This is a genomic window from Gracilibacillus halotolerans (assembly GCF_014206945.1).
GTDB lineage: Bacteria > Bacillota > Bacilli > Bacillales > Amphibacillaceae > Gracilibacillus > Gracilibacillus halotolerans.
The window spans coordinates 1-19080 of sequence record NZ_JACHON010000013.1; the positions used below are offsets into that span (position 1 = coordinate 1).

Sequence of the window (19080 nt, forward strand, 5' to 3'; positions counted from 1 at the left end):
GTCCTTTTTGCTTCGAAGCTTTGGACACCTCGTATCATACCAAGGGGGCTCTCTTTCGTTCAACCCTCAAATTTCTTCATTACAGGAATGCTCCTATATTGATTTATTGTATAAACAGGAATTACCTGTACATACCAAAAATTATTGCTTCACAGCACCTAAGGTCATCCCTTGAATAAAGTAGCGCTGCAAGAATGGATATACCATCATAATTGGTAGAATGGTAACCATCGTTATCGCCATCTTAATAGATTGTGGCGAAACTCTAGCTACTTGTTCCTCACTATTAGGCCGCATCATATTGGCATCTTGACTTCCACCTATAGAAGTGTTTTCTAAAATTTTCATTAACTCGTATTGAAGCGTCGTTAGATTTTCATTCATGCTGTTGTATAAATACGTATCAAACCAAGAATTCCATTGACCGACCGCAATAAAGAGGGCGATAGTAGCCAATACAGGCTTACACAACGGCAGGATAACTCGATAAAAGATGACGAAATCATTTGCTCCATCCATTTTTGCTGATTCTTGTAAAGAGATAGGTAAACTGTCCATAAATGAACGAATGATGATGATGTTGAAGGCGCTTACTAATCCTGGCAAAATATACACCCAAAAAGAATTGATTAATCCTAAATCACGAATAAGCATATAACCTGGAATTAATCCACCTGAAAAATACATCGTTAATACAATTGCAGTTGAAACAAATTTTCTTCCCTGAAAATCTGCTCTGCTTAAGGTGAACGCAACCATTGCTTGTATAAAAAGGCCAAGCACTGTACCGATTATCGTTCTTAACACGGAGTTGGTAAATCCTGTTACGAGATTATCGTATTTAAAAATTTCCATGTAATTAGACATTGTGAATTCTCGTGGCCATATGTAAATGCCACCCCTTACAGTATCTGTCGAATCGTTTAATGAGATGGCTAAAACATTCAAAAATGGATACAAAGTTACCACAATAATGAAACTGAGAAAAAGATAATTTATAATCTCAAAAATACGATCTCCTGCCGTTAACTTATCTACACCTAATTTCATTTCCACCCCTCCTACATAACACTTTGGTTGGAATATCGTTTAAAGATACCGTTTGCCAGCAATAGCAATGTAATACTAACAACGGAATTAAATATACCAATGGCCGTACCGTATGAGAATTGCCCCAATCCAATTCCGTAGTTCAATGCATATAATTCCAATACTTCTGCATATTCCAGAACTAGAGGATTCCCAAGGAGCATTTGTTTTTCAAAACCTATTTGAATCAAATGACCAATATTTAAAATCAGTACAATCAGAATTGTAGGCCGAATCCCCGGCAACGTAATATGCCAAATTTGCCGAAAACGATTCGCACCATCTACTTTTGCTGCTTCGTACAACTGAGGATCTAATCCAGCAATAGCAGCTAAAAAGATAATTGCATTCCAACCCATCTCCTTCCATATATCAGAGACAGTGACGATTCCCCAAAACAATCGGCCGTCCGCCATGAATTGATATGGCTGATTTAGTATTCCTAAACCTACTAAAATATCATTTACTACTCCACCATCGGTTGATAGCATTTTCGTTACAATCCCTGCTACAACTACCCAAGAAACAAAGTGAGGAAGATACGTAACAGTTTGCGTTATCCTTTTAAAGAGTGTGTTTCTCACTTCATTCAGCAAAATAGCGAAAATAATAGGGATCGTGAATCCAAAGATTAACCCTAAAAAACTCATCGCTAGTGTATTTCTCATAACTAAAAAGAAGCGCTCATCTTGAAATAATTGAATGAAATGCTGTAAGCCTACCCACTCTTGATCTAAAAATGCTTTTCCAGGGACGTAATTTTGGAAGGCCATCGTCCAACCCCATACGGGCAAATAATTAAAAACAAAAACCCATAATACAAACGGAAGTGACATGGCATATAATATTTTTTGATTTTTAGTTACTTTCCAAAAGGATTGCCATTTACCTACCTTTGCTTTGGACTGTTTTTTGGCTAATTGCATTTCCTCCACTCCCTTCTTGTTTTCTAATTGTAACGAATAAGCCTAAAGAGAAATACATGGTAAATTAACTGTAAATTCCTACACAAATAAAGAAACCGCTTTCAATTTATAGCGGTTTCTCCCTTCCTATCTTGGATTGACATATGGTTTTTTCGATACTTTGATGGCGAGACACTTTCGTATTTTTTAAATTTATTATAAAAATAATCTGCATTATGATACCCAACCAGTACCGCTACCTCATACACTTTATAACCTTGCTTGAGTAATATCTTACTTTTACTTATACGAAGCTTATCGACATACGTGTTGAAATACTCTCCAGTATTATCTTTAAAAATTTTCCCTAAATAACCTTTATGATAATTTAATAAGTCTGCTAGCATGCTTAATCTAATATTTTCGTGATAGTGGTTTTCAATGAAATGCTTCATTTTCTTTACAATCAATTGTTGATTGTCTTGATTAATACATCTAGCCAATTCCACTAAATACTCGGTTGCGAAAGGGATGATGTCTTTTGCTTGAAGGATAGTTAATAGTCGACCAGAATTTAATTGATTTCGTTTAAATTGACATTTCACTCCGGGATACATATCGGAAAGTCTATCTGTAATTTCCAACAGCATCTGACTTATCTGTTTTTTTACAACAGTCGACGATACACGTTGTTTAGCATATAGGATTATCATTTCTTCTACAGTTTTTGAAATAGATCCTTTATCTGATAACTCAGTAGCGTAGGCTAATTTATCTTTCATAAATCCAACCGAATGTGAGTGATCCATTTTACGTTCACACCATGAGGATGTGTCTATTGTGATAAATTCCTTCTCATAATAAAAGCTGTCTTCTAATAAATACTCTGCCTCTTGGTAGCTCTTCGGTATATCCTGTATGGTGTTCGCTGAGGTTGAGATAGCGCAGCAAAAAATTAACCCGCTTTTATCCATAATATTCTTTACTTTACGACATAATTCGGTCCATCTCCTACTGGTCAATTCGTAGTTCGTCATTAAACCGTAGTTTCCTTCACAATGAAATACTATACCTTCTTCATTACAAATAAGTCGTAACTCGTGAACAACTGATGTAGTATCTACTTCATGTAAATTCGCAATTTTGATGAGCAAAAGAGTGTATCGATTCCAGTCTAAATGGTATTGAAAAAATTGCTTTGCCTCTTCAGTTATTGTTCCTTTTAGCGTTGTCGCAATGAGACGATTGTTTTCTTCCTCCACTTTCCATTTAATAGTTTGAGAAACTTGCCTTTCTTTATCGAGTTCACCTTTTACCTTTGCTAGTAATTTCATTAATTCACCTTCTTCTAGTGGCTTTAATAAATAACCAGCAGCTTGAAATCGTATCGCTTGTTGTGCGTATTCGAATTCTGCAAACCCACTCAAAAAGATGATTTTTATGTGTTTATTTTTTTCTTTTAATCTTTCGACCAGCTCCATTCCATTCATTCCAGGCATTTTGATATCAACTATAAAAAGATCCGGAATGTGCTCCTCGTACTTCGTTAACGCATCAAACCCATTAGCAGCTGTATCGACAATCTTAAATCCACTTTGTTTCCAATCTATAATAGTCGTAATACCAATTCTAGTCCGGCGTTCATCGTCCACAACAATAACTTTATACAATCGATTCCCCTCCCACTTTCACTGAAAAAGATATACTAGTACCTTCTCCTTGCTTACTACTAATACGCAACCCACTTTTGTTTCCATAAATAATCTGTAGTCGCTGATGAATATTTCGCAAACCTAACCTTGTCACTTTTTCCTCATCTTCTTCATTCATCATAGTCTGAATTTTCGCTAGTGTTTGTTCATCCATTCCTACGCCATTATCTGTGACTTTTACATCAAGTATATGTTGATTAAGCTCAATTTTCACTTCCACTATCCCTCCTTCCATCAATCCTTCTAATCCATGGATAACACTATTTTCTACTAAGGGCTGAATAATTAAAGGAGGAATAAGAGTCTCAAGACTGTCGGGATCCACCCGAAAAACATATCGCAAGCGATTATCAAAGCGGAATTTCTGAATTTCTAAATACAGCTTTACTAATTCTAATTCCTGCTCGAGCGTTATCTGCTCGGAAGTTACCTCTAAGTTATTTCTAATAAATTTCCCCAATGATTTAATTGTATTTGCAAGTTCTTCCGCTCCTAAGGAATGTGCTTCCATCCTTAAAGATTCTAAGGAGTTAAATAAAAAGTGCGGATTAATTTGAGACGCTAACATTTTAAATTTCATCTCACTTTGTCTTCTCTCTAACAGACTTTTTTGTTGGTTTGTCTTATTAACTTTATTAATTAATTCCTTCGTGTTTCGAATCATACTATCGAGGTGTCGAGATAGTATGCCTATTTCGTCCTCTCCATCGATAATCGTTCGCACATTAAAATTCCCCTGAGAAACTTCTTTTATTTTTTTACTAAGAAAAACGAGACGACTTGATAATAATCGCGACACAATGTAAATGATGATAAGCGCGAAACTAATGGTAATCGAGATAAGTATGATTCCCATCTCCCCGAAATACTTGGCATTACTTATAATCTTATCTTCGTCGACGACTGATATAATTCGCAATTGATTATTAGTATTTTGGAGTGGGACCTCCTGAACATATACTCTCCTAGCATCTCCACCATTCAATTCTTGAAAGCTCCCTATCTTTCCTGCGAGTACTTCTTTAAGCTGGATATACTTATTAAGTTTCTTTCCAATTTGATTGTTATTATTCGAAGAGATGATATTCTGATTATCATCAACCAACATAACTAACGACGTCTCTTGTGAAACGATCGTATGCAACGTATTTGGATTCACATTGACGACCAAGACACCACTGGTATGGAATGGAGTAAAATCAATCCTTCTTACTAAACTAAGAAAATGTTGATTATTTTTCGTTTCATCCTCGATATACTGCCAATTTAATGAACCTGGATTAGCTATAGCTTGCTTATACCAATGCTCTTTAGCGATTTCCTCAGTAAGGGGAATGATTTCCCAATTATTAAGCAATGTGGAATTATCCGTATAAAAACGCAAATTGGATATCTCCGTATTGTACATCCTTACATAATCCCGTAATGTTTGATATTTCCAATATTCGTCTACTACCTGATAGACCGATTCGTACTCTTGATTAATAATATTTTCTAGCCGATAATCGACCATTACATGATTGGACAACTCAATTGGCACAACAAACAACTCCATCAACCGATCTTTTACTCGTTCTAAGTTAGCTGATTGTTGTTCTTCTGCCTCCTTGATAGCCACCTTTCGTAGCTCATTCGTTAAATAACCACCTACGATTAAAACTGGCAAGAACACGACCACTACAAAGGAAATAAATAATTTATTCCTAAGCTTGATGTTATTAAAAAAAGTTTTAAGTCTGTGAAACTTTATTTATAACACCACCTTTTACTTAATCGATTAGGTTAAAAGCAATTACTATTATCATAACGGAAAATGGGGCAGATAACTAGTGTTTTTCAGATTTTTGTACTCATTTATATAATAAAAAAACTGCACCTCCGCCGTTGTTTTCAAAACAACTATGGGGATACAGCTTCATTTAGATGAACGATTCAGTTATTCGAAGATATTTTTAAAACATCGTATTCTTAAATTTATCTGGCTTCATAACATATGTTTCAATGAGTAATCCGCATTCCGTACAAATAATGTGTTCAATATTAGCTCCGAAACTCATTGTACCTTTTGGAAATATGGCTGCATAGCCATTCTGAATACCTACACCTAATTCCTTCTCACCGCACTTTGGACATTCTTTTATATCATTATATTTATTCATAAAGTACCTCCTTCAAATTCATTCTACTTATACATACGTTTTAAATGTTAATTGGATTCATTTCCCTTTAATGTTCATTTAGTAGTTGATTTACATACCAATTGAATCATCTAGGCAACTTATTATATTCCCACTTTTTATTTGTTCAAACTATGTAAATGTGTAGGAAAGTCTACTTTTTGTTGTAATCTGATATTCGAGGGTGGTTATCCGATTTTGAGGAGGAGTTATCTAATGTTGGTTGCTGTTTTCTGATTTTGAGGAGGAGTTATCTAATGTTAATTGCTGGTATCCGATTTTGGAGAGTATATATCTGATGTTACAAATAGAAACGAAAAAGAACCTGACAATTACGCCAGGCTCCCTTTTGATTAATCATCTAATTCTTGTACTTGATATAAGTCGTAGTAAGCTCCCTTTTTATCCATTAGCTCTCGATGTGTTCCTTCTTCCATTACCTCTCCGTTTTCAATCAAAATGATACGGTCGGCATGTGTAATAGTTGATAAACGGTGAGCTACAATAAATGTTGTTCGTTCTGATGCTAGTTTTTCTAGTGCATCTTGGATAAGGCTCTCGCTCTCCAAATCTAGTGCAGATGTCGCCTCATCCAAAATAAGAATTGGTGGATTCTTTAAGAACACTCGCGCGATCGCAATTCTCTGTTTCTGTCCACCAGATAACTTCACACCACGTTCCCCAACTAGTGTATCGTAACCTTTGGACAAACCAGTAATAAATTCATGGGCGTTTGCTGCTTTTGCTGCTGCAATCACTTCTTCATCAGATGCCTCTGGATTACCCATTCGGATATTGAAAGCAATCGATTCACTGAATAAGATGTTATCTTGTAAAACCATACCAATTTTATCTCGCAGTGAACGAACCTTCATATCGCGAATATCCATTCCATCTATTAGAATTTGACCAGAGGTTACATCGTAAAAGCGCGGAATCAAGCTAATAATTGTGGATTTACCCCCACCACTCATCCCAACGAGTGCGATGGTTTCCCCTCTTCGAATATCAAGGTTTATATTTTTCAGGACGATATCTTCCTCATCTTCATAACGAAAGCTAACTTGGTCGAATTTTACATCTCCATGAACAACATCTAAGCGTTTCGCATCGTCTTTATCCTTAATATCATAGTCCTCATCTACAAATTCAAATACACGATCCATCGAAGCGATAGATTGAACGAGGACAGTGGATGAACTAATTAAACGACGAAGCGGATTATATACAAGATCCATATATCCGACAAAAGCGGCAATTGTTCCAACCGTTAAACCAGAAGTAATCGCGAAATACCCTGCAAACCCAATCACTAATAGTGGTGCTACGTCCGTGATTGTATTCATCACAGCAAAAGTCCTTGCATTCCACTCTGTATGGTCGATTGCACGCTGAAGGAAATTTTTATTTTGCTTATCAAATTCGCGTCCTTCATAATCTTCTAAAGCAAAACTTCTCGTCACAGGAATACCTTGAACTCGTTCATGTAAGTGTCCTTGAACTTGTGCAAGTGCTTGAGATCTATTTCTAGTAAGTTCACGTAATCTACCGTAAAAGAGTTTAACAGAGGCGCCATAAACAGGAAACAATATAATAGCAACAATCGTAAGCCAGACGTCTAACGTAAGCATGATGCCGATCGCAATAAATATTGTAATCACGTCTAACCATATATTCATTAATCCGGTTATAACAAAGTTCTTCGTCTGTTCTACATCATGAATTACTCGAGAGATAATCTCTCCTGTTTTCGTTCGTGCATAAAACTTCAAGCTCAATCTTTGAATATGATCAAATAACTTGTCACGTATATCATATAAAATTTTATTACCTACCCACTGAGCTAAATATTGGCGATAGTACTCTACGGGAGGTCTTAAAACAACAAATATAATTGCTGCAAGACCCATCAACCAAAAGAGCTCAGAAAGCTTTTCACTCGTTGTTAATGCTTCTGCACCAATTATATTATCAATTACATATTTTACGATTAACGGAATTAAAAGCGGTATAGAGAATTTCACAATCCCTATGACAATCGTTAATAGAATCTTCCACTTATAGGGATACACGAAAGCTAAATACCGTTTTATACTGTCCAAAAATATCAACTCTCCTTTTATCGATAGGTCAAGTAAATTTCATACCACGAATCCACGAAGTCAGGAGCGAACGGACCTTTTCGCTGTCTGATCCAATGAAGTAATTGTTCCATATTGTTCTTTAGGATTTTATCTAATACTTTCGGATAATTCATTCTTACTTTGTGAAGCTCATACTCATCTTCATCCAAAAGTGTATATGTCATATCCGGGAACACTTTAACATCCAAATCATAGTCAATATATTTTACTGCTCCATCCTCATAAACGAAGGGAGAGCTAATATTGCAGTAATAATAAATACCATCTTCGCGAAGCATTCCAATAATATTAAACCAGTATTTTGCATGAAAAAAGCAAATTGCTGGCTCTCTTGTAATCCATGTCCTACCGTCGCTTTCAGTTACAAGAGTTTTATCATTTGCTCCGATTACTTTATTGCTTGTCCCTTTTAAAATGGTAGTTGTTTCCCAAACGCGGTGGAGTTGACCATTATGCTTATAGCTTTGGATTTGAATGTTCTTACCGGGCTCCAGGCCATCCATGCATATTTTCCTCTCTTTTATTGTTTGTTATGCTATTAATATAACAGCGCGTAGTTATATTACTTATTATAACGGGTATAGAATGCAAAAGAAAACATTTCAAACTACATGTATTATCGGTAAAAACCTATCGGATAACTTGGTTTAAATTCTTTTTTAACAAGTTAAATGGATTATAAAATAAAAAGCTTAACCCCTATCAGATGATAAGGATTAAGCTTCGGGAGCACGTCATAGCTTGACAATTGCTATGTTTTGGCAAACCTTACTTATTTTTTGTTTTGCTGAGATTTTTGATTTTGTTGTCTTACCTCTTCTGCATTTGTTTCACTAGCGAACTCTGTACCGTATTTAGAGTTTCCTTGCGCTGCTTGCTGATTTTGACGTCTTACCTCTTGTGCGTTCGTTTTACTCGCATTGTTTTTCTTAGCCATCAATATCACCTCCACGAGCATTAATATACCCAGTCTAAATATTTTTATCCTAAATTTTTTTACTCAGTATCCGGGATTTGCTTGTGGATTTTTTGATGAGAAACAGGTAATGGAAAGGTACTTATCCCTTCCTTCGTTACTAGCGTCGTATTCTCTTCTACTTTAATACTCTGCTTAAGCTTTACATATATGACATCTAGCTGCCAAACAAGATGGGAAAATATATGCTTCACTGGTTCCTTTACTTCCATTGATTCTATTTTGGTCTCGAACTTATTTTCGATAAAAGTTTGGAGATGTTGCTGATCTACTTTCTTTTTATCGATCATTGGAAATTGCCATAACTGCGCTAACAAACCTTCATCTGGACGTTTCTCGATCAATATATTGCCAGCATTATCTTCTAGGATTAGCGCAAAATAGGAATGTGTCGTCTTTTTTATTTTCTTAACTTTTACTGGAAGCTCCTCTTGAACACCTTTTTCGAATGCTACACAATGTTCTTGGACTGGACATAGGAGACAGCTTGGTTTTCTTGGAGTACATATTAATGCACCGAGTTCCATCATGCCTTGATTGAAGTAGGATGGATTGGATTCAGAAATAAGCTCTCTCACTGCTTGTTCAAATAGCTTTCGTGTTTTTGGCTTTGCGATATCTTCCCTAATGAGTAAAATTCTTGATAACACTCTCATCACATTTCCATCTACAGCTGGTTCTGGCTTGTTATAGGCAATGCTGAGTATCGCTCCTTGAGTATACGGTCCAATTCCTTTAAGCGAGCCAATTTCCGATGGATTATCGGGTACTTTAGCGTCATATACTTCTACTACTTCTCGCACTGCTGTTTGTAAATTACGAGCACGGGAATAGTAACCAAGACCTTCCCAAGCTTTTAGTACATCCTGTTCTTCTGCGTAAGCTAAAGCTTCAAGAGTCGGAAATTTCTCCATAAAACGGAGATAATATGGAATTACAGTATCGACTTTTGTTTGTTGTAACATAATTTCTGAAACCCAAACTCGATAAGGATCTTGATTTTCTCTCCAAGGGAGTACTCTTTGTTCTTTTTCAAACCAAGATATTAAGTCTTCTTGAAATTTGGGTATATTAATAGAAGAGGCTAGATTGTCTGTCCCTTTCACTTATATCATCCTTTTGTTAAAATGGTAAAACACCTGCAGAAAGGAGCCACGAAAATAATGGATACCGCTACTCATATTACAATGGGAATTGCTTTAGGTGGATTAGCTACACTTGATCCTGTTGTCCAAAGCGATACTACCTTATTTACTGCAGTTATGGTCGGAACGATTGCTGGTTCCCATGCACCTGATTTCGATACGGTACTAAAACTGCGAAATAATGCAGCATATATACGTAACCATCGCGGCATTACACATTCGATCCCTGCAGTCGTTTTCTGGGGTCTATTTATATCAAGTATCATTTACTTTTTTGTTCCTGATGTAAACTTTCTTCATTTATGGTTATGGACGTTTTTAGCTGTGATTTTACACGTATTCGTTGATATATTTAACGCCTACGGTACGCAAGCATATCGTCCATTTTCGAATAAATGGGTAGCCCATGGATTTATCAGTACCTTCGATCCTTATATCTTTAACTTCCATGTTATTGGTATTATTGCGTGGATACTTGGTGCCAACCCTGGCTATACATGGCTTACCATATATTTCATTATTTTTCTTTACTATATAAAAAGGTATTTAGATAAACGAGAAATTGTGAAATTAATTAAACAACATTTTGACCACGTAGAATTTATCGCCACATCACCTACTACGAAGCAAAACATATGGCGCATCGCTCTTACAACAGAAGATGCCTATTATGTAGGACGAGTAGAAGATGGTCATATTAAAATGATGGATCGGTTTAAACGAGAGCCGTTACCTGATACTCCCTTTGTACAGATAGCAAAACAAGATAAAAATATATCCGCCTTTTTATCTTTTTCCCCAATTTATCGATGGGAAATAAATTATTATGATGACTTTAACGAGCTTCGTCTTTATGATTTACGCTATCGAAATGACGGTCATTATCCGTTTATCGCTGTCGTTCACATTGACGATAATAACTGTATTATGAATTCTTTTACCGGATGGGTTTACTCTGAACGAAAACTGCAGAACAAACTGAATACCGGAGAACGAATGGTTTAACCATATGAATAAAACAATTAATAAACGTAAAAAAGCCTGTAATCAACATTGGTTGTTACAGGCTTTTTTATTACGCACTTTGGTGGCGGTTTGAATCATAAACTGCCGTAATTAATAATGCTGTTGTTGCAGCCATCAAACATGCAATTCCCCATCCGCCAAATCCAGCACCGAGAATCTCTACTCGGCTCATAGAGCTAGATAGTGTTAAAAACACTAGGCCAACAAAGAAAACAACCGCACCTGGTATATAGGTTGCAAAGCTTTTTGCAGGTTTTGCTTTCCCAAAAACTACATTTAAAATTACAACAAGTACAGTTAACACTGCCCAAATGATTACCGTTGCTTGAGCCATATTGTCACCTCATAATAATGATTATATCAATAGTTATATCCATTATAGTTTACATTTGAATATAGGTAAAGTCAATGAAACGCATTCTTTAAGCCTCTACTTTTTGTCCTAATAATGACATTGGAATAGCTTCCTCTGTCTCGACTTTTTGATTCAATAGGTTAATACGGTGTCCCCATGCAAAAACACCTTTCTTATAAGTGATTTCGAATGTATGACCAGGATCCCCTAACAATTCATAGCGCTCCCCTTTTTTAAATTCATCCGGGTTCACCATATAGGCAGCAGCCATTTGCATTTTTCGGACGATGATTTCATACTCACTTACATTTCCTAACTGCTCCGCTTTCTGTGCTTGTTCCTTCAACTTGCTTATCTCTTTACGAAGTTCCCCTACCGTATACGTGCTATATCTTCTTTCCATTATGCCACCCCAACCATAGTTATTACGTTTATTTTAACATAAGATGTCGCTCATAGAAGTAATTCGAATTTGAGCTTTTAATGGAAGAGCAGTTCTAGTACATTTTTCATTGGAAACACACACTGTTAGTTATGTTAAGTTATGCTATAGTACATTAAAATAAAACTAAGATAGGCTAAAGGTGGGAAAGTAAATGGACCACGTCCTTTCTGTAAAATATCGTATCGATGGAAATCCAAAATTAAATCAATTTCATTCACATGAAGATTTTGAAATATTTATGTTTCACGAAGGTGTCTGTCGTTATTTTGTAAACAATCAAATTTACGATTTGGAACCTGGGGATATATTGCTAATAAGCGGACTTGTTCTTCATCGACCAAATATTTTGGAGGGTACTTCCTATATCCGTAGTCATGTTCATTTTCATCCTGATTCTATCTTAAGGACTTTAGAAGCTGTGAAAGCTGAGAAGCTATTAGACATGTTTCAAAATCAACACTGCCTAATTCGCTCTGATAATAGCGCGGTTCTTCATTCCGTAGATTCCGTCTTTAATCGAATGAGTGAAGTATCTCTATCTCACACATATAAGCAAGCCGAAAAAGAATGGGAGCTCCATTTCTTATTGGCTCAATTACTCGTGCAAATCAGCCATTTATCACGAACAGATGAAGCGATTCAACATGTACACTCGAGTATAAAAATGGAGCATGCAGAAAAAATCGCTGTTTATATCCAAGAAAATTTCTCATCTTATTTTACTATCGCAGATATTGCGGACCATCTATGTTTTCACAAATCTTATGTTTCACACGTATTCAAAGAAATGACTGGTTACACCATTATGGAATACGTTATGCATACTCGTCTTAGACATGCGCGATATTTATTAGAAGCTAAGGCGAAAATGCCAATTGAAGAAGTTGCCTATGAGAGTGGATTTGAAAATGCCTCTCACTTTAGTCGCTATTTTAAAGGGAAACTAGGAATTTCTCCTAAAGAATATAGAAAGAAACGATTAGAGATTTTTCAGATTGGTCATCCGTCTACTCGACCTAGAGTTTAACCCTCAGTAACAACTAATTATAAGAAAGGGTGGAATGTAGTCCATGCGAAATTTAAGATTAGGGATAGTTGGGTGGAATGCTGAAGTAAAGGCATATATATCTTTTATTGAAGATGGTTTAATTCAAGAGGTACAAGTCGTAGCCATTTATATTCCGGATTCTCGCGTAATGGAAGAAGTTCAAGCATATTATCCATTTATTCCTGTCTATCGAGACTATCGTGAAATGATACGACAACAACGCGTAGAAGCAGTACTTAGTTTTCACCCCTCCCTTCAATACTCTACATAGGGCTGGGTTGATTCGGTTGCTTTCATTTATCCTTGAACGATATACTATAAGTGATGGAATTACACAAAAGAAAGGACATCACAATGGTTAAATTATTTGCAACTGACTTGGATGGAACTTTGCTCAAAAAAGGGAGACATATTGCCCCAGATGATATTGCAGCACTTCATACATTGGAAGATCATCATATCGATTTTGCGATTGCAACAGGCAGAATGGATAGAGAAATTATGGTGATTAATGAACAAATCAAATTAAACGGGCATCGAGTTAGTCAGAATGGCGCATTTACCCTGACTAATAAAAGTGAGCTTATTTATCAAAAGACATTTGATATCAATACAAGCAAAAAAATCCATCTAGAGGTGATGGACTTTCCAAATCCTTACTGTATCTCTACAGCGGATGAAATTTTTGTTTCGAAAATAACAGAAGATCTCAAACATTTAGAGGGAGAGCTTTTCTTTCCATTAAAAGAAGGTGTCGACTTTCTTGATAAATATGGTGACTCGTTTCTTCCTAGTAAATTTATGCTTTTCGGTGAAACAGATGAACTTGTTGCCTATCAAAAGAATATCATGCAAGATATAGCTGACGTAGCCGAAACGTACATTTCAGATCCTCATTGCTTGGATATTGTACCTAAAGGTGTTAGTAAATCACTTGGATTGCGCAAATTAGCCGAACATTTACAAATAGATCCGACTGAAATAGCAGTAATCGGAGATTCGTTTAATGATTTACCAATGTTCCAAATGACGCCTCATAGCTTCGCAATGGCTACAGCACCAAAAGAGGTTCAAAACCACGCAACATATGTAGTAGATAGTGTGAAAGAAGCGGTAGAACTTGTAACACAGAAAGTCTCCGCTCTATAATTTACGATTCCAAGTGCTCATTGAGAAATCGATCAATGAGCGCGGAATCAAATCCTTTTCGAAATAAAGCTGCTTTTACTTTTTGTTGTAATAGATATCCACTATCCTTCTTACTATATTTCCGCGCAAATTTCTCTCCTTGTATTCGTAAGGCTTCATATTCGTGATCTTCGTCCTTCTCTAGATCTGCTTCCTTAATAGCTTCTTGAATCACATCTTGGCTAAATCCTTTTTGCATAAGTGACGTTTTCATAGAACGCACTTGATCTTGAAACGACTTTTTACTAGTTGGACGAAAGTTTTTACTTACCCATTTAATAAGCTTGTCTAATTGTTTCTCATATGTGTACTTCGTTATTGCAGCCTCTGCATCAGATGCAGTTACACCTTTTTGCATTAATTCCCTCTTTATAAATTGAGGTCCCTTTGTCGATGTATTTATTCTCGTTGAAACAAACGCATCCGCAAATGCACCATCATCCAACAAACCTTCTATTTCCAACTTTTCAATAATCGGTTGTATCGTCTCTTCATCTATTTCTTTTTTTTCTAAATAATCGCTCATTTCTTTTTTCGTGCGCATGCGATAGCTTAAGTATCGTATTGACATATTATACGCTCGGGATTGGTCATCCTTCTGTTGAATTGCTTCGATTGTCTTATTTTCAAGTGTCATACCTTTACGCAAATTAAAATCGATAAGCGTCTTTTCATCTACACTAAAACGGTAAACCTCTTTTCCATTCTCTAACAAGAATACATTGTAACGTTCACTATTCCGTTTCTGTACGGAGATTTTTGCTATGACGTGCATTTCTATCACCTCGGTACTATCTTACCACACAAACAAACGTTCTTCTACCTAAATAAAATATTTTTAAAATCAGTCATATTCCTTTAAATTAACGTATATTAACCAATATAAGCGGTTTTGTAATGATATATTTACGATAAATGAATAATACTTTACATAACTTCATATTACGGCAAAAATTTCATAAAAAATTTTCGTTTTTCCTATTTACAACGATTATTGAATTGTGTAATATATAGATACTTCAATGATACCTAATCATTATTTCTGGGAAGGCAAATGGTGAGCCACCAGCTTAAATGCTGGTCCTAGTGGGTTCGATTCCCACCCCGAATTTTTGTTAGCAGTTTGATAAAAATTCGAGGGTGAGGGGTCAGCTCTACAGTTCTGCCCGTATTTTCACCCTCCAATTAATGTGTAGGAGGGATTTTTTATGCTTAAAAAACGAGATGTAACGGAAGCTCCCATTCTTTATGATTTAATGAAGCACCCAGACGTGTTTCCTTACGTTAGACATAAAGCGTACTCCACAGATGAATTCTATTTCTTAACGAAAAAGACCATCGAGGCAGAAGAGCAAGGAGAACTGATTTCCAGAACAATAGTAGATGAACAATATAATCCAATTGGAACCATTAACTTATTTGACATAGAAAATAACGCTGGTTATCTTGCTACTTGGATAGGTAAGGATTACCATGGTAAAGGTTATAATAAGTTAGCGAAAGACGCTTTTTTCCATGAATTATTCTATGAAATAAATTTGGATGCCATTTTTATAAAAATTAGAAAATCAAATATACGCTCATTGAAAGCTATTTTAAAAATACCGTATGTCGCATATGGGAATGATCGTTTTCAAGAGGCTTATGAAAAAATCAACATCGATTCACAAGAAGATCCAATTTATGATTTGTATGTTATTACGAAAGACAATTACTTTGCGTATCAAGAAACGTGTAAAGAGAATGAGCAAGTTATTTAATTACCCACAGAGGTTATCCACAAAGTTGTGAATACTGTGAATAACATCTGTGGATTCTTATTGGGCAAGACTTGGTTTTTGCACTGGTTTTTTGCTTATTTTTGTGGATAATGTGGATAAACCTGTTGATTACTTAAAACAAAAGGATTTATGTTGTGGATAACGAAAATAGTTTTCATGTCATAGAAACAGCGTATTTGACAATTCATTACTAGAAGCGTATTTTTTAAAATGACTCGTTAATCTGTCTAAAACCGAGCAAGTTGACAACACTATACTCAGACATACTCTATTTGCTACAATAAGAGTAATGCTAGTATGCGTTAAGATATATGTACGTATTAGCAGGACAGATTGGAAAGGTGATGCTTCATGGGAATTGTCGTCGTAGAAATATGCGATAGCAATTTGTTAAATACGTTAGATGTTGAGTCCATTATCGAATCAGAATACCCTGAAGTAGCCGTTCTGATAAATGACTGCTTGAATTATTGTGGTCTTTGTAGATTAAAGCCGTATGCTCTGGTTAACAACCGACGTATTCACGGTAAAACACCAGAAGAGACATTAGATAAGATCCGTGCAGCCATTGAAGAAGAATTGGCTATTTATCAATAATAAAAAAATCTCCCGCTATCTTAAGAGGGAGATTTTCTACTTTTTAAAATAAAAAAAGACAGCGTTTGCTTCCGCTGTTCTTCTGGTATGGAGCTAAGGGGAATCGAACCCCTGATTCCACAATGCCATTGTGGCGTATTCCCGCTATACTATAGCCCCATCAAAAATTTGAGTATACATTTATTATATGATGGATAACTACTTAGTCAAGCAAAGTGAAATGAATCTCTTAGGCAATATCAGATAGAATGATGACTAACATTAGATAATTACCTTTTAATATCGGATATGGCCGGTCAACATTAGATAATTACCTCACAATATCAGATGTGGCCACCCAACATTAGATTACTACCTTTCAATATCGGATATGACTCACCCAACACCTAAAAATTCTAATAATTGTGAGAATCTGATGTTACATATCTAGAATCTAATTTTAACTGGAGTTATCCGATGTTCACCAGCAACAATCGAATATTAAATCGAAAAATCTAATGTTGTACAGCTAGAATCCAGCATTAAATTAAACAATCCCATTTTCACACCCTGTAATAAGGAAAAAAGTTGAGCCTCTAAACCACGACTCAACTTTTATCAACTACCTTTATTCTGCTAATTCTGCTTTTCTTAAGCTGAAGTTAGAAGCGATCAATAGAATAATCGAAATACCGACTGTAACTCCTGCAGCTATCCATAGGTCTGACGATACTTCTCCTGATGCCATTAGTGACCGAATATGACTAGAAATATTATTCGGGAACCACGGAGATCGGTTCGCGAAAACTTGAGCTAAAATACTTAATGCGATATAAGTACCGACTGATGCAGCCAATACGATACCAGGACGCTTAAAAATCGTGTTGTAGAAGATAGCAACTGTAACGGTGAAAATTAACCAGATGAAATAAAAAATAAACAGTCCAAAAAATCGCTCTGCTGATAAGCCTCCAAAAAGTAAATCAACATAATACCAGCTAGCTAGCATTCCTAACGAGTAGGATATAAATATAAGAAACAGTTTTGCGGCCCATTTACTCGTTATATAAGAGAAATAATTGACAGGTTTAACGAGTATTAATTCTGCAACGCCACTTTTTCTCTCGCCTGCAATAACAGACATTGTTATCGCAGCAATCAATAGACTTCCAAACATACTTAGTTCTGTTAAACTCATCATAATTGCTTCTGTTGGTGGTACTTCTGGAAATTCAATTACTGCACCTTCTGGCATTCCACCTACTGAATCAAGAATCCTCGGCATGAAATATGTCATTAACGGATCCATAATACAGAGTAAAATAAATACTAGCGGAACCCAAATCCATTTCATGCTTCTCCAATCACCCAACAATTCCTTTTTAAAAATTGTCATCCACTGCATTATCCGCTCACCACTTTCATAAACATTTCTTCTAGGGTTGTACGTCGTAACTCAAATTTAATTAATGGCCACTTCTCTTGTAGTGCAGCTTGTAATATTTGAGTTCTAGCTTTGTCCATATCGTTTACTGCCACAAGTAATTTCCCTTTTTCTAACTTACAGTCTTCAATTGACTCAAAAGCTTTTAATCGATCTATGTACGTTTCTGGATTTTCTTCGATGATGATTTCTAATAGAGATGTTTGATGTTTTATTTGAAGCTCTTTAATCGGTCCTGATTCTAATATTTTTCCATTATGCATTAATAATAGATCATCACATATCTCTTCTGCGTCGCCGAGAATATGCGTAGAAAAAAGTATGGTCGTTTGCTCTTTAAGTTCTTCCATCAATTGCAAAACTTCTCTACGTCCAATTGGATCTAGTGATGATACAGGTTCATCGAGCATCAGTAATTGCGGCTGATGAATCATCGCTTGCGCAATCCCAAGCCTTTGTTTCATACCTCCTGAATACTTTCCAATACGTTGATTAGCCGCGTTCGCTATTCCAACCTTTTCAAGTAATTCGTTTGCTCGCTCCTGTGCTTCATCTTTCGATAAATGGGCAAGTTGGCCAACATAGATAAGAAATTCCTTTCCCGTCATCCAAGAATGAAACGACGGGTATTGAGGTAGAAAACCAATATGGTTTCGGATATCTTCATTTTCGTTCGTTTCGGAAAAACGAATTGTACCTTTTGTCGGCTTTAATAACCCAGAAAGCATGCGTAACGTTGTTGTTTTACCGGCTCCATTCGGACCTAGTAACGCGATAACCTTACCACGTTGTAGTTCAAAATCTAATCCTTTTACTGCTTCTTTTCCTTTAAAAGACTTCTCTAATTGACGTACCTCTACGACAGCCATTTAATCCTGCCTCCTTCCAATAATAAAGAATAAAATTGGCCCGATATATCCTAAACAAATAATTAGGACAGCCCATAATGCTTTATGGCCATTAGTACGTTCAGCTTTTATGAGAGAAATAAGTGCAATTATCATTAGTACAAGCTGAATCACAATGAGCGGAGCTATAATCGGTAGCATTGATGTTATTTCTTCCATTT

The 19080-nt window shown here is 35.9% G+C and carries 21 protein-coding genes and 1 tRNA gene; 6 read left to right on the forward strand and 16 right to left on the reverse strand.

Going from position 1 to position 19080, the window contains the following annotated elements; genetic code table 11:
* Positions 1-141 precede the first annotated feature (141 nt).
* The 9 genes from GGQ92_RS11450 to mutY form a co-directional block, all read right to left on the reverse strand.
* Positions 142-1050 (reverse strand): carbohydrate ABC transporter permease, encoded by a 909-nt coding sequence (locus GGQ92_RS11450; protein WP_184248817.1) that lies wholly within the window; start codon positions 1048-1050, stop codon positions 142-144.
* A gap of 11 nt (positions 1051-1061) precedes the next feature.
* Entirely contained in the window at positions 1062-2015 is a 954-nt protein-coding gene (locus tag GGQ92_RS11455) for an ABC transporter permease (RefSeq protein ID WP_184248820.1), read from the reverse strand.
* Between the two features lie 101 nt (positions 2016-2116).
* Positions 2117-3664, reverse strand: coding sequence for a response regulator transcription factor (locus GGQ92_RS11460; RefSeq protein WP_184248823.1), 1548 nt, complete (start codon positions 3662-3664; stop codon positions 2117-2119).
* Positions 3657-5372 carry a sensor histidine kinase gene (locus GGQ92_RS11465; protein WP_184248826.1) on the reverse strand — a complete coding sequence of 572 codons (1716 nt, stop codon included), beginning with the start codon at positions 5370-5372 and terminating at the stop codon, positions 3657-3659. The genes GGQ92_RS11460 and GGQ92_RS11465 overlap by 8 nt, the downstream gene beginning before the upstream one ends.
* A 286-nt stretch (positions 5373-5658) precedes the next feature.
* Positions 5659-5865, reverse strand: a complete 207-nt coding sequence (locus GGQ92_RS11470) for a transcription initiation factor TFIIIB (protein WP_184248829.1) — start codon at positions 5863-5865, stop codon at positions 5659-5661.
* Positions 5866-6236: 371 nt separating this feature from the next.
* Complete coding sequence (locus tag GGQ92_RS11475) at positions 6237-7985, reverse strand: ABC transporter ATP-binding protein (protein ID WP_184248832.1); 1749 nt, start codon at positions 7983-7985, stop codon at positions 6237-6239.
* A gap of 17 nt (positions 7986-8002) precedes the next feature.
* The gene (gene ntdP / locus GGQ92_RS11480; protein WP_184248835.1) at positions 8003-8530 is read right to left on the reverse strand and encodes a nucleoside tri-diphosphate phosphatase; all 528 of its coding nucleotides are present in this window, start codon (positions 8528-8530) and stop codon (positions 8003-8005) included.
* 269 nt (positions 8531-8799) lie between these two features.
* Positions 8800-8964: a gamma-type small acid-soluble spore protein gene (locus tag GGQ92_RS11485; RefSeq protein WP_184248837.1), complete on the reverse strand. Its 165-nt coding sequence runs from the start codon at positions 8962-8964 to the stop codon at positions 8800-8802.
* Positions 8965-9023: 59 nt separating this feature from the next.
* Complete coding sequence (gene mutY, locus GGQ92_RS11490; RefSeq protein ID WP_184248840.1) at positions 9024-10109, reverse strand: A/G-specific adenine glycosylase; 1086 nt, start codon at positions 10107-10109, stop codon at positions 9024-9026.
* A gap of 57 nt (positions 10110-10166) precedes the next feature.
* On the opposite strand from mutY, the gene GGQ92_RS11495 reads away from it, so the two are divergent.
* Positions 10167-11153, forward strand: a complete 987-nt coding sequence (locus tag GGQ92_RS11495) for a metal-dependent hydrolase (protein WP_184248843.1) — start codon at positions 10167-10169, stop codon at positions 11151-11153.
* A 70-nt stretch (positions 11154-11223) separates the two neighbouring features.
* Here GGQ92_RS11495 and GGQ92_RS11500 read toward each other — a convergent pair whose 3' ends face one another.
* Positions 11224-11508 carry a hypothetical protein gene (locus tag GGQ92_RS11500; RefSeq protein WP_184248846.1) on the reverse strand — a complete coding sequence of 95 codons (285 nt, stop codon included), beginning with the start codon at positions 11506-11508 and terminating at the stop codon, positions 11224-11226.
* A gap of 88 nt (positions 11509-11596) precedes the next feature.
* The gene (locus GGQ92_RS11505; RefSeq protein ID WP_184248849.1) at positions 11597-11932 is read right to left on the reverse strand and encodes a YfhH family protein; all 336 of its coding nucleotides are present in this window, start codon (positions 11930-11932) and stop codon (positions 11597-11599) included.
* Between the two features lie 193 nt (positions 11933-12125).
* Here GGQ92_RS11505 and GGQ92_RS11510 point away from each other — a divergent pair, with 193 nt between their 5' ends.
* The 3 genes from GGQ92_RS11510 (at position 12126) to GGQ92_RS11520 (ending at position 14171) form a co-directional block, all read left to right on the forward strand.
* On the forward strand, positions 12126-13001 hold the full coding sequence (locus GGQ92_RS11510) for an AraC family transcriptional regulator (RefSeq protein WP_184248852.1): 876 nt from the start codon (positions 12126-12128) through the stop codon (positions 12999-13001).
* A gap of 43 nt (positions 13002-13044) precedes the next feature.
* Positions 13045-13293 carry a Gfo/Idh/MocA family oxidoreductase gene (locus GGQ92_RS11515; protein ID WP_184248855.1) on the forward strand — a complete coding sequence of 83 codons (249 nt, stop codon included), beginning with the start codon at positions 13045-13047 and terminating at the stop codon, positions 13291-13293.
* 83 nt (positions 13294-13376) lie between these two features.
* Positions 13377-14171, forward strand: a complete 795-nt coding sequence (locus tag GGQ92_RS11520; protein WP_184248858.1) for an HAD family hydrolase — start codon at positions 13377-13379, stop codon at positions 14169-14171.
* 1 nt (position 14172) lies between these two features.
* Here the strand turns inward: GGQ92_RS11520 and recX are convergent, their stop codons facing one another.
* On the reverse strand, positions 14173-14985 hold the full coding sequence (gene recX, locus GGQ92_RS11525) for a recombination regulator RecX (protein ID WP_184248861.1): 813 nt from the start codon (positions 14983-14985) through the stop codon (positions 14173-14175).
* A 433-nt stretch (positions 14986-15418) separates the two neighbouring features.
* Here recX and GGQ92_RS11530 point away from each other — a divergent pair, with 433 nt between their 5' ends.
* Together GGQ92_RS11530 and GGQ92_RS11535 are read left to right on the forward strand one after the other, a co-directional pair.
* Positions 15419-15970, forward strand: coding sequence for a GNAT family N-acetyltransferase (locus GGQ92_RS11530; RefSeq protein ID WP_184248864.1), 552 nt, complete (start codon positions 15419-15421; stop codon positions 15968-15970).
* Between the two features lie 372 nt (positions 15971-16342).
* Positions 16343-16588 (forward strand): YuzB family protein, encoded by a 246-nt coding sequence (locus tag GGQ92_RS11535; RefSeq protein WP_184248867.1) that lies wholly within the window; start codon positions 16343-16345, stop codon positions 16586-16588.
* Between the two features lie 88 nt (positions 16589-16676).
* Here the strand turns inward: GGQ92_RS11535 and GGQ92_RS11540 are convergent.
* The 4 genes from GGQ92_RS11540 to GGQ92_RS11555 all read right to left on the reverse strand — a co-directional run bounded on the left by GGQ92_RS11540 (position 16677) and on the right by GGQ92_RS11555 (position 19078).
* A tRNA-Ala gene (locus GGQ92_RS11540) sits at positions 16677-16747 on the reverse strand.
* Positions 16748-17195: 448 nt separating this feature from the next.
* Entirely contained in the window at positions 17196-17972 is a 777-nt protein-coding gene (locus GGQ92_RS11545; RefSeq protein WP_184248870.1) for an ABC transporter permease, read from the reverse strand.
* The gene (locus tag GGQ92_RS11550; protein WP_184248873.1) at positions 17972-18880 is read right to left on the reverse strand and encodes an ABC transporter ATP-binding protein; all 909 of its coding nucleotides are present in this window, start codon (positions 18878-18880) and stop codon (positions 17972-17974) included. The genes GGQ92_RS11545 and GGQ92_RS11550 overlap by 1 nt, the downstream gene beginning before the upstream one ends.
* Complete coding sequence (locus GGQ92_RS11555) at positions 18881-19078, reverse strand: PLD nuclease N-terminal domain-containing protein (protein ID WP_184248876.1); 198 nt, start codon at positions 19076-19078, stop codon at positions 18881-18883.
* Positions 19079-19080 lie beyond the last annotated feature (2 nt).

Bases quoted from the DNA above. Each gene is read 5' to 3' on its own strand.
- GGQ92_RS11450 (WP_184248817.1), bottom strand. From the start codon at position 1,050: ATGAAATTAGGTGTAGATAAGTTAACGGCAGGAGATCGTATTTTTGAG.
- GGQ92_RS11455 (WP_184248820.1), bottom strand. From the start codon at position 2,015: ATGCAATTAGCCAAAAAACAGTCCAAAGCAAAGGTAGGTAAATGGCAA.
- GGQ92_RS11470 (WP_184248829.1), bottom strand. From the start codon at position 5,865: ATGAATAAATATAATGATATAAAAGAATGTCCAAAGTGCGGTGAGAAG.
- ntdP (WP_184248835.1), bottom strand. From the start codon at position 8,530: ATGGATGGCCTGGAGCCCGGTAAGAACATTCAAATCCAAAGCTATAAG.
- GGQ92_RS11485 (WP_184248837.1), bottom strand. From the start codon at position 8,964: ATGGCTAAGAAAAACAATGCGAGTAAAACGAACGCACAAGAGGTAAGA.
- GGQ92_RS11495 (WP_184248843.1), top strand. From the start codon at position 10,167: ATGGATACCGCTACTCATATTACAATGGGAATTGCTTTAGGTGGATTA.
- GGQ92_RS11500 (WP_184248846.1), bottom strand. From the start codon at position 11,508: ATGGCTCAAGCAACGGTAATCATTTGGGCAGTGTTAACTGTACTTGTT.
- GGQ92_RS11505 (WP_184248849.1), bottom strand. From the start codon at position 11,932: ATGGAAAGAAGATATAGCACGTATACGGTAGGGGAACTTCGTAAAGAG.
- GGQ92_RS11510 (WP_184248852.1), top strand. From the start codon at position 12,126: ATGGACCACGTCCTTTCTGTAAAATATCGTATCGATGGAAATCCAAAA.
- GGQ92_RS11515 (WP_184248855.1), top strand. From the start codon at position 13,045: ATGCGAAATTTAAGATTAGGGATAGTTGGGTGGAATGCTGAAGTAAAG.
- GGQ92_RS11520 (WP_184248858.1), top strand. From the start codon at position 13,377: ATGGTTAAATTATTTGCAACTGACTTGGATGGAACTTTGCTCAAAAAA.
- recX (WP_184248861.1), bottom strand. From the start codon at position 14,985: ATGCACGTCATAGCAAAAATCTCCGTACAGAAACGGAATAGTGAACGT.
- GGQ92_RS11530 (WP_184248864.1), top strand. From the start codon at position 15,419: ATGCTTAAAAAACGAGATGTAACGGAAGCTCCCATTCTTTATGATTTA.
- GGQ92_RS11535 (WP_184248867.1), top strand. From the start codon at position 16,343: ATGGGAATTGTCGTCGTAGAAATATGCGATAGCAATTTGTTAAATACG.
- GGQ92_RS11545 (WP_184248870.1), bottom strand. From the start codon at position 17,972: ATGCAGTGGATGACAATTTTTAAAAAGGAATTGTTGGGTGATTGGAGA.
- GGQ92_RS11550 (WP_184248873.1), bottom strand. From the start codon at position 18,880: ATGGCTGTCGTAGAGGTACGTCAATTAGAGAAGTCTTTTAAAGGAAAA.
- GGQ92_RS11555 (WP_184248876.1), bottom strand. From the start codon at position 19,078: ATGGAAGAAATAACATCAATGCTACCGATTATAGCTCCGCTCATTGTG.